Annotated in this window: 17 protein-coding genes; 9 read left to right on the top strand and 8 right to left on the bottom strand. The window is 75.1% G+C overall.

Annotation, left to right across the window (positions count from 1 at the left end; genetic code table 11):
- Positions 1 to 13: 13 nt before the first annotated feature.
- Both H6H00_RS13495 and H6H00_RS13490 read left to right on the top strand, forming a co-directional pair.
- Positions 14 to 604, top strand: coding sequence for an acid phosphatase (locus H6H00_RS13495; protein WP_185721600.1), 591 nt, complete (start codon positions 14 to 16; stop codon positions 602 to 604).
- Positions 601 to 1068, top strand: coding sequence for a GNAT family N-acetyltransferase (locus tag H6H00_RS13490; protein ID WP_185721599.1), 468 nt, complete (start codon positions 601 to 603; stop codon positions 1066 to 1068). Before H6H00_RS13495 ends, H6H00_RS13490 begins: the two co-directional genes overlap by 4 nt.
- A 6-nt stretch (positions 1069 to 1074) precedes the next feature.
- On the opposite strand, the gene H6H00_RS13485 is transcribed toward H6H00_RS13490, so the two are convergent.
- Entirely contained in the window at positions 1075 to 1488 is a 414-nt protein-coding gene (locus H6H00_RS13485) for a spermidine synthase family protein (RefSeq protein WP_255425732.1), read from the bottom strand.
- Positions 1489 to 1998: 510 nt separating this feature from the next.
- Between H6H00_RS13485 and H6H00_RS13480 the strand changes: the two genes are divergently transcribed.
- Positions 1999 to 2250: a WhiB family transcriptional regulator gene (locus H6H00_RS13480; RefSeq protein ID WP_075950692.1), complete on the top strand. Its 252-nt coding sequence runs from the start codon at positions 1999 to 2001 to the stop codon at positions 2248 to 2250.
- A gap of 167 nt (positions 2251 to 2417) precedes the next feature.
- On the opposite strand, the gene H6H00_RS13475 is transcribed toward H6H00_RS13480, so the two are convergent.
- The gene (locus H6H00_RS13475; protein WP_185721598.1) at positions 2418 to 3887 is read right to left on the bottom strand and encodes a sensor histidine kinase; all 1470 of its coding nucleotides are present in this window, start codon (positions 3885 to 3887) and stop codon (positions 2418 to 2420) included.
- A 64-nt stretch (positions 3888 to 3951) separates the two neighbouring features.
- Between H6H00_RS13475 and H6H00_RS32995 the strand changes: the two genes are divergently transcribed.
- Positions 3952 to 4026 (top strand): 50S ribosomal protein bL37, encoded by a 75-nt coding sequence (locus H6H00_RS32995; RefSeq protein WP_370467464.1) that lies wholly within the window; start codon positions 3952 to 3954, stop codon positions 4024 to 4026.
- 70 nt (positions 4027 to 4096) lie between these two features.
- On the opposite strand, the gene rsrA is transcribed toward H6H00_RS32995, so the two are convergent.
- Positions 4097 to 4441 carry a mycothiol system anti-sigma-R factor gene (gene rsrA / locus H6H00_RS13470; RefSeq protein ID WP_185721597.1) on the bottom strand — a complete coding sequence of 115 codons (345 nt, stop codon included), beginning with the start codon at positions 4439 to 4441 and terminating at the stop codon, positions 4097 to 4099.
- Complete coding sequence (locus H6H00_RS13465) at positions 4438 to 5055, bottom strand: sigma-70 family RNA polymerase sigma factor (protein ID WP_255425834.1); 618 nt, start codon at positions 5053 to 5055, stop codon at positions 4438 to 4440. Before H6H00_RS13465 ends, rsrA begins: the two co-directional genes overlap by 4 nt.
- Before the next feature lie 293 nt (positions 5056 to 5348).
- Between H6H00_RS13465 and ybaK the strand changes: the two genes are divergently transcribed.
- A complete protein-coding gene (gene ybaK / locus H6H00_RS13460; RefSeq protein WP_185721595.1) occupies positions 5349 to 5822 on the top strand; it encodes a Cys-tRNA(Pro) deacylase in 474 nt (157 codons plus the stop codon).
- A gap of 6 nt (positions 5823 to 5828) precedes the next feature.
- On the opposite strand, the gene H6H00_RS13455 is transcribed toward ybaK, so the two are convergent.
- Entirely contained in the window at positions 5829 to 6425 is a 597-nt protein-coding gene (locus H6H00_RS13455; RefSeq protein WP_185721594.1) for an alpha/beta hydrolase family protein, read from the bottom strand.
- A complete protein-coding gene (locus H6H00_RS13450) occupies positions 6422 to 7210 on the bottom strand; it encodes an SOS response-associated peptidase (RefSeq protein WP_185721593.1) in 789 nt (262 codons plus the stop codon). Before H6H00_RS13450 ends, H6H00_RS13455 begins: the two co-directional genes overlap by 4 nt.
- 65 nt (positions 7211 to 7275) lie before the next feature.
- Between H6H00_RS13450 and aroA the strand changes: the two genes are divergently transcribed.
- The 4 genes from aroA to H6H00_RS13430 are packed head-to-tail and all read left to right on the top strand — an operon-like array spanning position 7276 to position 11657.
- On the top strand, positions 7276 to 8535 hold the full coding sequence (gene aroA / locus H6H00_RS13445; RefSeq protein WP_185721592.1) for a 3-phosphoshikimate 1-carboxyvinyltransferase: 1260 nt from the start codon (positions 7276 to 7278) through the stop codon (positions 8533 to 8535).
- 4 nt (positions 8536 to 8539) lie between these two features.
- Positions 8540 to 9544, top strand: coding sequence for a ribosome small subunit-dependent GTPase A (rsgA, locus tag H6H00_RS13440; RefSeq protein ID WP_185721591.1), 1005 nt, complete (start codon positions 8540 to 8542; stop codon positions 9542 to 9544).
- Between the two features lie 42 nt (positions 9545 to 9586).
- Positions 9587 to 10390 carry an SCO4651 family lipoprotein gene (locus H6H00_RS13435; protein WP_185721590.1) on the top strand — a complete coding sequence of 268 codons (804 nt, stop codon included), beginning with the start codon at positions 9587 to 9589 and terminating at the stop codon, positions 10388 to 10390.
- A gap of 46 nt (positions 10391 to 10436) precedes the next feature.
- Positions 10437 to 11657, top strand: a complete 1221-nt coding sequence (locus tag H6H00_RS13430) for an FAD-binding domain-containing protein (RefSeq protein WP_185721589.1) — start codon at positions 10437 to 10439, stop codon at positions 11655 to 11657.
- Here H6H00_RS13430 and H6H00_RS13425 read toward each other — a convergent pair whose 3' ends face one another.
- A complete protein-coding gene (locus tag H6H00_RS13425; RefSeq protein ID WP_185721588.1) occupies positions 11658 to 12161 on the bottom strand; it encodes a DUF6912 family protein in 504 nt (167 codons plus the stop codon).
- Positions 12161 to 13612, bottom strand: a complete 1452-nt coding sequence (locus H6H00_RS13420) for a WS/DGAT/MGAT family O-acyltransferase (RefSeq protein WP_185721587.1) — start codon at positions 13610 to 13612, stop codon at positions 12161 to 12163. The genes H6H00_RS13425 and H6H00_RS13420 overlap by 1 nt, the downstream gene beginning before the upstream one ends.
- Between the last annotated feature and the right edge of the window lie 4 nt (positions 13613 to 13616).

Below are 13616 nucleotides of genomic sequence, written 5' to 3'. Positions count from 1 at the left end.
TACGTTGGGACCCATGAGCGGTCGGGTGCACCTCCTGCGGCACGGCGAGACCGAGTGGTCGGTGTCGGGCAGGCACACCGGCCGCACCGACATCCCGCTCACCGACCACGGGCGCCACCTGGCCGGGGCGGCGGGCAACCTGGGCGTGCGGCTGCGCGGCGGCGCCGCGCCCGCCCTGGTCCTCAGCAGCCCCCGCAGCCGCGCGCTGGTCACCGCCGAGCTGGCCGGGCTCACCGTCGACCGCGTCGACGAGCGGCTCGCCGAGTGGGACTACGGCGACTGCGAGGGCCTCACCACCCCGCAGATCCGCGAGACGACGCCCGGCTGGACGGTGTGGAGCCACCCGTGCCCGAACGGCGAGGACGCCGCGCAGGTGCAGGCCCGCGCCGACGCGGTCCTCGCCGACGCCCGGGCCGCCCGCGCGGACGGGGACGTCGTGCTCGTCGGGCACGGGCACTTCTCCCGGGTGCTGCTCGCCCGCTGGATCGGCCTGCCGGCCACCGAGGGCGTCCGGTTCACGATGGACGCGGCCGCGTGGTCGGTCCTCGGCGACGAGCGCGGCGAGCCGAGCCTGGTCCACGTCAACCTGCGGGCCGTCCCGTGATCCGCCGGATCGCGCCGTCCGACGCGGCAGCGGTGGTCGGGCTGGTGCACGAGCTCGCCGACTACGAGCGCGAGCCCGACTCCTGCCTGCTCACCGTCGAGCAGCTCACCGCCGCCCTGTTCGGCCCGGAGCCCGCCCTGTTCGGCCACGTCGCCCTCGTCGACGGGGAGGTGGTCGGCTGCGCGCTGTGGTTCCTCAACTTCTCCACCTGGCGCGGCGTGCACGGCGTCTACCTCGAGGACCTCTACGTGCGGCCCGCGCACCGCGGCTCCGGCCTGGGCCGGTCGCTGCTCGCCGCGCTCGCCGCCGTGTGCACCGAGCGCGGCTACGCCCGGCTGGAGTGGTCGGTGCTGGACTGGAACGCCCCGTCGATCGCCTTCTACCGCTCACTGGGCGCGGTGTCGATGGACGGCTGGACCACCTTCCGCCTCGACGGCGACGCCCTCACCGCGCTGGGGTCCTGACGCGCGTCAGCGCGGGGCGTCCGGCAGGTCCAGCCCCATCGACCACTCCCGCGACCGCTCGCTGATCAGCAGCATGAACGTGACGAACACCAGCGCCCCCGTGGCGAGCCCGAGTGCGAGCTGGCGGGACGGGCCGATCAGCGAGTAGACGACGGGCAGCAGCAGGAGCTGGGCGACGATGGCCGGCGTGCGGGCCCAGCGACGGCCCCGCACCAGCCCGACCCCGACGGCGACCAGCGCCGAGCCGATCACCGCGAAGTAGGCCGCCTCGCCCAGCACGAAGCCCACCGGCAGGTCGGCCGAGCCGGAGCGCGCGACGAGCAGGACGGCGAACACGAGGCCCGCCACCCCCTGCACGGCCACCGACACGCCGGCCCAGCGCACCTGCGGGGGCGGACCGGCGGGCTGTTCGGTACTCACGGGCCCGAGGATAGGCGGGCCGGACGTCGGTGACGTGCTGTTCCCGTCCGTACCCGCTGAGCGACGAGTCGTCGTGCGAAAGAGGCTCTTCGTCGCGTCGAGCGGTCCGCGTCACCCGATTCGGTGACCGTCAGGGTCCATTCACCGACCGCGGCGGACCGTCGAGCCGATAAGGGCTCGCACCTGGGCAAACGAGGGCGCACTGTAGGGGCCGGACAAGCGAGGGACGTCGGCCACGATGGTGACGGGCTCCACGCATGGTCCGTCGGAGAACGGGTAACTGTTCTCCGACGGGCGGGCCGAAGGTTCCGTCGCTCGTCGTCACGCAGGATGCGAAGCAGTAACCGATCGTGTCTGGCGTCGTTACGATGAGTGGGTGAGAGTCCTCACCGGACTGGGCCTTGACCCTTGAAAGACGTACGTGCTCGTGAAATGATTCACAAGCGCGGAAACACCGTGACGGACGATCGGCGCGACCCCGATCGCGCAAGTACGAGGAGCAGAGCAATCATGGACTGGCGCCACCGCGCAATCTGCCGCGACGAGGACCCCGAGCTGTTCTTCCCTGTGGGGACCAGCGGTCCTGCGCTGCTGCAGATCGCCGAGGCCAAGACCGTATGCCGGCGCTGCCCCGTGGTCACCGAGTGCCTCACGTGGGCGCTCGAGAGCGGCCAGGACGCAGGCGTCTGGGGCGGCATGAGCGAGGACGAGCGTCGGGCGCTGAAGCGTCGCAACGCGCGCACCCGCGCTCGCACGGCCTGACAGCAGGAACACCCGAGCACAAGACTCCCCCACCGAGGGCCCGAGACCGGACTGCACCCGGTCGCGGGCCCTCGGTCGTTCCATCCGGGCGCACGCGGGGGCTGCTCCGGGTGGGGGGTCGGCGGCCCGCCAGTGCGACCTGCGTGCCGTCAACCACGGTCCACAGGCTAACGCCCGCGCAACGAGAGCCTGATGAGGGCCTCCGTTCCGCCGCCCTCCCTGGCCCGGACCTCCAGCGCCGAGTCGAGCTCGGAGTCCAGCAGCGTCCGCACGATCTGCAGGCCCAGGCCGTCGGCGGTCTCGACGTCGAAGCCGGGCGGCAGCCCCATGCCGTCGTCGAGGACCCCCACGTCCAGGGTCGACGCCGTCCGCCGCGCCGTGACCACCACCTCGCCGGCCCGCCCGGGCTCGAAGGCGTGGGCGAGCGCGTTGTGCACGAGCTCGGTGAGCACCAGCACCAGCGGCGTGGCCAGCTCGGCGGACAGCTCGCCGAAGCTGCCGTTGCGGCGCACCTTCGCCCGCGACTCGGCGGTGGCGCCGTCGCCGATCGCCGGCAGGACCTTGTCGACCAGCTCGTCGAGGTCGACGCGCTCGGCCACCGACGCCGACAGCGTCTCGTGCACCAGCGCGATCGAGTCGACGCGGCGCACGCTCTCCGCCAGCGCCCGGCGGGCCTCCGGGATCGCCGTGCGGCGGGCCTGCAGGCGCAGCAGCGCGGCCACGGTCTGTAGGTTGTTCTTCACGCGGTGGTGGATCTCGCGGATCGTGGCGTCCTTCGACAGCAGCGCCATGTCGCGTCGTCGCAGGTCGGTGATGTCGCGGACGAGGACGAGCGCACCCGCCGCGTCGCCGCGGGGCCGCAGCGGCAGCGCCCGGACCAGCATCACCGCGCCCCGCGCCCGGACCTCCATCCGCAGCGAGTGCCGCCCGGCCAGCGCCGACTCGATGCGCCCGGCCACCTCGGCGGCGTCGAACGGGTCGAGGACGAGCGCGCGGGTGGCGCGGTCGAGCGGTAGCCCGACGAGGTCGCTCGCGTGGCCCATCCGGTGGTAGGCCGAGAGCGCGTTGGGGCTGGCGTAGGCGACGAGGCCGTGCGCGTCGAGCCGGACGAGGCCGTCACCCGCCCGCGGGCTGGTGTCGGCCCCGGCGACGGTGGCGCGCGGCGGGAACGTGCCGTCGGCGACCATCTGGCACAGGTCCGACGCGCTGCCCAGGTACGCGATCTCCAGCGGGCTGGGCACCCGCGGCATCGTCAGGTTGGTGTCGCGGGACAGCACGGCGACGACCGTGCCCGCGTGCCGCACCGGGATCGTCTCGGTGCGGACGGGCACCTCGAGGTGCCAGCGGGGGGCCTCGTCGCGGCAGATCCGCCCCTCGACGACGGCCCGGCGCAGCTGCGGGTTCTCCGCCACCGGGAACCGCTGCGCGACCATGCCCTCCGCGTGCGCGGTGGGCGCGGTGGTGGGCCGGGCCTGCGCGACGCACAGGAAGTCGGTCTCCAGCGGGACCCAGAGCAGGAAGTCGGCGAACGCCATGTCCGCGAGCAGCTGCCACTCGGCGACGACCCGCTGCAGGTGCTCGACGGCGTCACCGGGCAGCTGCGTGTGCTCGGCCAGCAGCTCGCTCAGGGTGGACATCGGCCCAAGTCAATCACGTGGGACGATGGGGACAGCATCCACGACCGTGTGTAGGGAGGGAACCATGTCGAAGCGTGCACGCAAGCGCCGCGACCGCAAGAAGGGCGGCGCGAACCACGGCAAGCGCCCGAACACCTGAGGCCCGAACGCCTCGTGAACGACCGGACGCCGGGACCCGAGGGTCCCGGCGTCCCGTGTCTGCGGGGCCGTCAGCCCCGGCGCTCGATGCGGGCGGTGCGCACCTCGACGGTGGTGGTCGTGACGCCGTCGGGCCCGGACTCCACCGTGACCTCGGCCTGCTCCAGCACCGCGGTGCGGATCTGGTGGCGCAGCTTGTCCTTCAGCCCGGCCGGTGCCTGCTCGCCGCCGCACTTGGTGGCCAGCAGCGTCTTGAGCTTCTCGTCGAGGCCGTACTCGCCCAGGCAGGGCCCGCACTCGTCGAGGTGCTTGGCCAGCAGCGCGCGCCGGTCCTGGTCGCACTCCCGGTCGAGGAACAGCCACACCTCGGCCAGCACCTCGGAGCAGTCGGTCTCGTGGTGGTCTCCGCAGCTCACGACGTGACCTCCTCGGCCTTGCCCCGGAGGAAGCCGCGCTCCCGGGCGGTCTCGGTGAGCATGTCGCGCAGCTGGCGCCGTCCGCGGTGCAGCCGCGACATCACGGTGCCGATGGGCGTGCCCATGATCTCGGCGATCTCCTTGTAGGCGAACCCCTCGACGTCGGCGTAGTACACCGCCATCCGGAAGTCCTCCGGCAGCGCCTGCAGCGCGGCCTTCACGGCGTCGTCGGGCAGCCCGTCCAGCGCCTCGGCCTCCGCCGACGGCAGCCCCTTCGACGTGTGCTCCCCGGCCTGGGCGATCTGCCAGTCGGTGATCTCGTCGGTGGGCGACTGCAGCGGCTGGCGCTGCCGCTTGCGGTAGCCGTTGATGTAGGTGTTGGTGAGGATCCGGTAGAGCCACGCCTTGAGGTTGGTGCCCGCGCGGAACGTGCCGAAGGCCGAGTAGGCCTTCAGGTAGGTCTCCTGGACCAGGTCCTCGGCGTCGGCCGGGTTGCGGGTCATCCGCAGGGCCGCGCCGTAGAGCTGGTCGATCAGGGGCATCGCGTCGCGCTCGAAGCGGGCGACCCGCTCCTCGGTGGTCTCCGCGGCCTGGTCGATCTCGGCCGGGTCGATCTCGGCCGGGTCGACGGCGACGGCCCGCTCGACGGGCGCCTCCTCGACGACCGGGGCGGCGACGGCCGCGTCGGCGACCGGTGTGGTTCGGTCGGACGTGCTGCCGGCCACCGTGCTCCTCTCGCGCCGGACCACGCGGGTCCCGGGGCCGGCCACCGTGGTGGCGGCCGGACGACGGGACGAGCCTACGCGCCTCGCCGCGGAGCGGCCCGGTGATACCGGGGGGGAGTCCATCAGTGCGTGCGTCACGGCCCGTACAACACCCGCCCCCCGCCGGGTGATTCCCTAGTGGCGTGGCCGGCAAGGGAACTCCCGCGACGGCGCTGCTGGCGAAGGGCCGGGTGGCGCACGTCCTGCACTCCTACGAGCACGGGTCCGGGCAGGCCTACGGGCCCGAGGCCGCGGAGGAGCTGGGGCTGGATCCGGGGCGGGTGTTCAAGACGCTCGTCGCCGACGTCGACGGGCGGCTCACCGTCGCGGTCGTCCCGGTCTCGGCGTCGCTCGACCTCAAGGCCCTGGCCGCGGCGGTCGGCGGGAAGCGGGCGCGGATGGCCGAGGTCGCGGCCGCGGAGCGCGCCACCGGCTACGTCGCGGGCGGCATCTCCCCGCTGGGCCAGCGCAAGCGCCTCCCGACCGTGATCGACGCCTCGGCGCAGGCGCTGGACACGATGTTCTGCAGCGCCGGGCGCCGGGGCCTGGAGATGGAGCTGGCGCCGTCCGACCTGGCCCGGCTCGCGGACGCCGCCTTCGCCCCGATCGCGACGTAGGCGCGGTCAGAACCGCGCGAGCCAGGTCGTCACCGCGGCGACGAGGCCGGGCCGGTCGGACTTCAGGCCGTGGTCCCCGCGCAGCACCACCACCTCGCGCCCCGGGGCCGGGTCCGGGACGCCGAACGGGTCGCGCCCGCCCTGCACCACCAGCACCGGGACGGTGGGGGCGGCCAGCTCGGCGAGCCGGTGCTTCTCCGGGGTCCGCGGCGGGGCGACGGGGAACGCCAGGCACAGCACGCCCACCGCTCCCCCGGCGCCCGCGGTGCGGCAGGCCACCCGCGCACCCGACGACCGGCCCCCGAACAGCAGCGGCAGGCCGTCGCGGACGTGCTCCACGACCGCCAGCCACGCGGTGTCCAGCTGCCCGGCCGGGGCGGGGGCGCGGCGCCCGGCCACCCGGTAGGGCTGCTCGACGAGCACGACCGACACCCCGGACGCCGTGGCCGCGGCGGTGGCCGCGACGAGGTCGGGGGCCGCGATCCCGCCGCCCGCGCCGTGCCCGAGCAGCAGGACCGCGCGGGGCCCGGCGGCGTCGTGCCGGGTGATGCGGGCGGGGCCGTGCGGGGTGTCGACCTCGGCCGTGCCGGGGTCGGGGGTCATGCCGGGTTCGGGCCGGCGAGGAGGTCGAGCTGCAGGGGCTCGGGGACGTCCTCGAACGGGGCCAGCAGCTCGGGCCCGTTGTTGCGCACGCTGTTGACCAGGGGCGACACCGGCCGCAGCTCCAGCGCGCCCACCAGCTCGTCGGACGGGGGCGCGAGCCAGGCGGTGACCGACTGGTCGTCGGCGCGCGTGTCGGGGTCGAGCCAGGCGTCCCAGGCCGCGGGCGGCAGCAGCAGCGGCATCCGGTCGTGCACCTGGGCCAGGTCCCCCACGGCGGACGTCGTGAGCACCGAGGCGGTGACGAGGCCGTCCGGGTAGGCGTTCTCCGGGTCCTCCTTGGGCTTCCAGAACTCCCAGATCCCGGCCATCGCCAGGCTCGACCCGTCGGCGTACCGGGTGTAGTAGGGCTGCTTGTGGTCGGGGCCGCGCTGCCACTCGTACCAGCCGTCGGCGGGGATCAGGCAGCGCCGCGCGTGCATCGCCCGCTTGAACGCGGGCTTCTCCGCGGCCGTCTCCGACCGCGCGTTGATCATGCGGGCGCCGGCCTTCGGGTCCTTCGCCCACGACGGGACCAGGCCCCACTTCACCAGCCGCAGCGTGCGCTCGGTGACGTCCGGGTCGGGCGTGCCGTCGGCGTCGCGCGGGTGGCGCTGGACGACGGTGACGATGCTCTTGGTGGGCGCGACGTTGTAGTCGGGCTCCGCGGCGCCGTCCGTGGCGTCGACGGCCCGGAACTCGTCGGCGAGGTCGGTGGGCGCCTTGATCGAGGCGTAGCGGCCGCACATGGGTCCATCGTGGCACCCCACCCCGACACCCCGCCGACCGGAAGGAGTGGGGGATCATGGGCACCGTGACCAGCCCCTGGACCGCCCCCGTCGCCACCGGCCCCGTCCGCGGGCGGGTGTCCGTGCCCGGCTCGAAGTCGGTGACCAACCGCGCGCTGCTGCTCGCCGCCCTCTCCGGCGGACCGGCGTCGGTCTCCGGGGCGCCAGCCACCCGCGACACGGCGCTGATGGTCGGGGCCCTGCGCGCGCTCGGCGTCCCCGTCACCGTCGACGGCGAGCACGTCGCCGTCGCGGCGCACGACGGCCTGCGCGGCGGCGGCGCCGTCGACTGCGGGCTCGCCGGCACCGTCATGCGCTTCGTCCCGCCCGCCGCTGCGCTCGCCGACGGCCCCGTCGCCTTCGACGGCGACCCGCGCGCCAGGGAGCGCCCGATGGGCACCGTCCTCGACGCCCTGCGGGCGCTCGGCGCCGAGATCGACGGGGAGGGGCTGCCCTTCACCCTGCGCGGGACCGGCGCGCTGCCCGGCGGCGACGTCGTCATCGACGCGTCGGCGTCGAGCCAGTTCGTGTCCGGGCTGCTGCTCTCGGCGGCGCGCTACGACAAGGGCGTCACCGTCCACCACGACGGGAAGCCGGTGCCGTCGTTGCCGCACATCGACATGACGGTGGAGATGCTGCGCGCCGCGGGGGTGCACGTCGACGACTCCGAGCCGAACACCTGGCACGTGTCGCCCGGTCCGGTCGCGGCGCGGGACTGGGCCGTCGAGCCCGACCTGTCCAACGCCTCGGTGTTCCTCGCCGCCGCCGCGCTGACGGGCGGCTCGGTCACCGTCGCGGGCTGGCCCGATGGCTCCACGCAGCCCGGCGCGGAGATCCTGTCGGTGCTCGCGCAGGCCGGCTGCACGGTCGAGCCGGGCCCGGACGGGATGACGGTGCACGGGCCGGACACCCTCCTCGGCGTCGACGTCGACCTGCACGACGCCAGCGAGCTGACGCCCACCGTCGCCGCGCTCGCCGCACTCGCCACCACGCCCTCCCGGATCCGCGGCGTCGCGCACATCCGGGGCCACGAGACCGACCGGATCGCCGCGCTCGCCCACGAGATCACCGCGGTCGGCGGCGACGTCACCGAGACCGACGACGGCCTGGAGATCCGCCCGGCCCGCCTGCACGGGGCCGCCTGGGGCGCCTACGCCGACCACCGGATGGCCACGGCGGGAGCGCTGGTCGGGCTGATCGTCCCCGGCGTCGAGATCGACGACATCGGGTGCACCGACAAGACGATCCCCGACTTCCCCGGCCGCTGGACGGCGCTGCTCGGGTGACGGCGTGAGCAAGCGGGAGTACGACGAGTCCGACGTCCGGATCCGGCCGGGGCGCCGGGGGTCGCGGCCGCGCACCAAGCAGCGCCCCGACCACGCCGACGCCGCCGAGGGCATGGTCACCACGGTCGACCGCGGGCGCTGGACCTGCGCACCCGACGGCGACAGCACCCGCCCCCCGGTCACCGCGATGCGGGCGCGGGAGCTGGGCCGCACCCCGATCGTCGTCGGCGACCGGGTGGGGCTGGTCGGCGACCTGTCCGGCGACGTCGACACGCTCGCCCGCATCGTCCGCGTGGAGGAGCGCTCCACCGTCCTGCGCCGCACGGCCGAGGACGACGACCCGTTCGAGCGGGTGGTCGTCGCCAACGCCGAGCAGCTCGTCATCGTCACCGCGGTGGCCGATCCGGTGCCGCGCACGGGCTTCGTCGACCGCTGCCTCGTCGCCGCCTACGCCGGTGGCCTGCGCCCGGTGCTGTGCCTGACCAAGGCCGACCTCGCCGACGCCGAGCCGTTCGCGCAGGCCTACCGGGAGCTGGACTTCCCCGTCGTCGTGACGCGGCGCGACCAGCCCCCGACCGAGCTGGCCGCGCTGCTCGCCGGGAAGGTGTCGGCGCTGGTCGGGCACTCGGGCGTGGGCAAGTCGACGCTGGTCAACGCGCTCCTGCCGGGCGTCGACCGGGCGGTGGGCGTCGTCTCGTCGGTCGGCAAGGGGCGGCACACGACCGTCGCCGCGCTGGCCCTGCCGCTCCCCCGCACCCCCGACGGGCGCGACGGCTGGGTCGTCGACACGCCGGGCGTCCGGTCGTTCGGGCTCGCCCACGTCACCGCCGACGACGTGCCCGCCGCGTTCGAGGACCTCGCGGCCTCGATCGAGGACTGCCCCCGCGGCTGCGGGCACCTCGGACCGCCCGCCGACCCCGAGTGCGCCCTCGACGTCCGGGTGGAGCAGGGCCTGCTGCGCCCCGGGCGCCTGGCCGCACTGCGGCGGGTGCTCGTCGCCCTCCGGTGACCGACCGCTACCGTTCCTCAACCCCCGACCGGAGGTGCCGTGGTGGCTTCGTGGATCTCCCGCCTGCTCGCCCTGCTGCTCGTGGCCGGTGCCCTCGCCGGATGCAGCGGCGCGGAACCCGCCCCTGCGACGCTCACGCGCTACTACGACATCAACGAGCTGATCGCGGCCGTGTCGGCGCAGCAGCGGGTCGACCGGACGGCGCGGTTCAGCCTGCGCGGTGAGCTGGTCGGGGCCGCCGACGCCCGGCTCCGCTTCACCGGGGCGGGCGAGATCCGGATCAGCGACGCCGACCTGGAGCTGGCGTTCACCCAGGTCGTCACGCAGCCGGGGGCCGACCCCCAGGTGACCGGGTTCGTGGTCCTGCCCGACGCCGTCTACCTGCGGATGCCGGCCGACAGCGGCGACGACCGGCCCTGGGTGCGGGTCGACCCGGCCAGCTCCGACCCGGGCGCGCAGCAGCTGATCGCGCAGGCCGACCAGCTCACCGAGCGGGCCGACCTCACCGTCACCCTCGCCCGGTACGCCGACGCCACGCTGATCAGCGACGCCGTCGACGACGTGATCGGCGGCGACCCCGCGGTCCGCTACACGATCGTCACCGACCTCGCGCGGGCCGCCGAGACCGCCGCCGACCCCGCCGTCCGGGCCCAGCTCGAGCAGCAGGTGCGGGCCGGGCTGACCCGCATCACCTCGACGCTGTGGGTCGACGCCGCGCACCGCCCGCTGCGCAGCGCGGCCCGCCAGGAGCTGCCCGGCATCGGCACGCTGGCGATCACGAGCAGCTACCGCGACTGGGGCCAGGCCGCGACGATCGCGCCGCCGCCGGAGGCCCAGGTCCGGTGACCGCCGTCGGCGCGCGGGACGAGGCGCGCGCCGACAGACTGGACCGGTGCTGCTCCCCGCGCCCACCCCGGACACCGCCCTCGACTGGGTCCGCGACCACCTCGCCGACCTCTGCTGCGACGAGCCCGCCGCCTCCCCCGCGTTCCGGGGCGGCCAGCAGGCCGCCGACGCCGCCCTCGCCGCGCTCGACCTCACCGGCTACGCCGCCCGCCGCAACGAGGTGCTGCCGGTCTCCCGCCGCGGCGCGACGAAGCTGTCGCCGTGGATCCGGCACGGCCTGATCGACCTGCCCGCGGCCTGGGCGTTCGCCGCCGACGCCGCGCCGCGCGACCGCACCAAGTTCCGCGACGAGCTGGCCTGGCAGGAGTACGCCCGCCACCTCTACGCGCGGGTGGGGCGGCGCAACGCCTCGGCGCTGCGGGCGGCCCCGCCGCGTCCGGCCCGCTCGTGGGACGAGCCGTGGCCCGCGGAGATGAACTGCGTGGCGAGCTGCCTCACCGAGCTGGAGACCGACGGCTGGCTGGTCAACCAGACGCGGATGTGGCTGTCCTCGCAGTGGACCGTGCGCGCCGGGGCGGAGTGGACGGCGGGCGAGGACCGCTTCTTCACCCACCTCCTCGACGGCTCCCGCGCGGCCAACCGCCTGGGCTGGCAGTGGAGCATCGGCGCGGGCACCGGCAAGCCGTACGGCTTCTCCCGCTGGCAGGTCCAGAAGCGCGCACCGCAGCTGTGCCGCGACTGCGCGCTGAGCGACGCCTGCCCGATCCAGGACTGGCCGCCGGACGCCCCGGCCGACCGCGTCGACCCCGACCCCCGCCTGCGCGCCGACCCCGACCCCGAGTCGACCGGCGGTCCGCGCGAACCGGCGGGCGAGGGCGTCCCCGACGCCGTGTGGCTCACCGCCGAGTCCCTCGGCGACGCCGACCCGGCGCTGGCCGCCCATCCCGACCTGCCCGCGGTGTTCGTGTTCGACGAGCCGCTGCTCGCGCGGCTGCGCCTGTCGGGCAAGCGGCTGGTGTTCCTGGCCGAGACCCTCGCCGACCTCGGCACGCGCCGGACGGTGCAGGTGCACCGCGGCGCCGTCGCCGACGAGCTGGCCGGGCGCGCGGTCGCCGTCACGCACGCCCCGGTGCCCGGGTTCGCCTCCCGGGCCGCGGCCGTCGGCCCGGCGCGGGTGCACCCCTGGCCGTGGCTGTTCCGCCCGCACGGCGGGCCGGTGACGTCCTACAGCGCGTGGCGCAAGAAGGCGCGCCAGTCGCCGCGCTGACTAGCCGAGCTCCACCAGGAACGCGATCTCCGACGGGGCGTACCAGGCCAGCTCGTGGTCCTCGGCCTCGCCGATGAGGAACTCGGCGTCGAGGTCGCCCATGTCGGCGGCGTCGACCGCGCCCGCGGCCTGGCGCACCGCGTACTCGGCCTCCTCTGTGTCGACGTGCACCGCCGCGATCGCCGACATCGGCACGCCGCCGGAGATGCGCACCGCGCCGTCGTCGAGGTCGGGGCGCAGGGTGGCCTCGACGTCGGCCGCCACCACCACCCGCCGGGCGGGCACGTCGTCCTCGCCGAGCCCGAACTCGACGCCCAGCAGCCGCAGCGACGCCCGCGCGGCCTCGGCCATCGCGGCGTACTCCAGCTCCTCCTCGTCGCCCGCGGTGTAGCTCTCCCGCAGCTTCGGGGTGAGGGCGAACGCCGTGCCGCCCATCGGGTCGAGGCGGCCGTTCTTGACCATCCGCGCCAGGATCGGCCAGGTCGCCGGGATGTACACGCGCATCAGGACACCGTTCCCACGAGCTCGTCGAGTGCCTCGTCGACGAGGCCGGCCAGCACCTCGACGTCGGGCATGGCGTCGCGGTCGCCGTTGAACCCGTAGTAGACACCACCGTCGTAGGAGGTCAGCCCGATGGCCAGGGCCTGGCCCTTCGCGAGCGGCACGACCGGGAACATCTCCAGCATCCGGGCACCCGCCGCGTAGAGCGGGAACTGCGGTCCCGGGACGTTCGTGACGACCAGGTTGAAGATCCGCTTGGACATCCCGCTGGCCGCGCGCGCACCGAGCGCGTGCAGCGTGGGCGGGGCGAACCCGCCGATGCGGACGAGGGTGTCGGCCCCCACCGAGTGCGCCGACGCCGTGTGCTCGCGCATCGCGTGCGTGACGTGGTGCAGCCGCACGACCGGGCTGGGCTCGCCCACCGGCAGGTCGACGATGAACGACGACACCCGGTTGCCGAGCGAGCCCGCCGTCGCGGTGCTGGGGACGTCGGCCTCGCCGCGCACCGACAGCGGCACCATCGCCCGCACCGAGGACCCCGACCGGACCGGCTCGCCGCGCGAGAGCAGCCAGTCGCGCAGCGCCCCCGCGACGACGCTGAGCACCACGTCGTTGACCGTGCAGCCGTGCGCCGCGCGCACCCGGCGGTAGTCCTCCAGCTCGGTGCGCGCGATCGCGAACCGGCGCTGCGTGGAGATGTCGACGTTGAGGGGCGTACCGGGGGCGCGCCGGCTCGCCGTGCGCGCCATCGAGAACAGCTGCCCGAACCCGCTCGCGACCTTCCCGACCGTCGCCACCGCGTCCCCCGCCGCCGCGACGGCGTTCTCGACGACCAGCCCGGGGCGGGCCACGGCCTCCGCGACCGCCCCCATCACCAGCTCGACGTCGGTGGGCTCCGGGCGCGGCATCCACAGCTCGGGGTGGGTGCCCGGGCCGCGGGCCCCGCCGCGGCCCTTCGGGGCGGCCGCGTCCTCCTCGGGGGTGGAGATGTCGAGGATGACCTGGCCGATGTCGATCGCGCTGATGCCGTCGACCATCGCCTGGTGGGTCTTGGTGAGGATCGCCGAGCGGCCCCGCTCCAGGCCCTCGACCAGGTACATCTCCCACAGCGGGCGCGTCGGGTCGAGCGGGCGCGACATCAGCCGCGCCACCAGCTCCGTCAGCTGGTCGTCGGAGCCCGGCTTGGGCAGCGCGGAGCGGCGGACGTGGTAGGCCACGTCGAAGTCGACGTCGTCGACCCAGACCGGGCGGGCCAGGTTGGCCGGCACGTGCCGGACCTTCTGGCGGTAGCGGGGCACGAGCGCGATGCGCTGCTCGATGAGCCCGACGAGGGTGTCGTAGTCGAAGCCCGACGGGGGCCGCTCGAAGATCGAGACGGCTCCCACGTGCATCGGTGTGGTCGGCTGCTCGAGGTAGAGGAACGAGGCGTCGAGGGGCGAGAGCCGGGGCGGCATGACC

This window comes from Pseudonocardia petroleophila (genome assembly GCF_014235185.1).
Lineage (GTDB): Bacteria > Actinomycetota > Actinomycetes > Mycobacteriales > Pseudonocardiaceae > Pseudonocardia > Pseudonocardia petroleophila.
The sequence above is the reverse complement of the archived record's forward strand: the minus strand, read 5'-3'. Positions and strand labels throughout refer to the sequence as shown.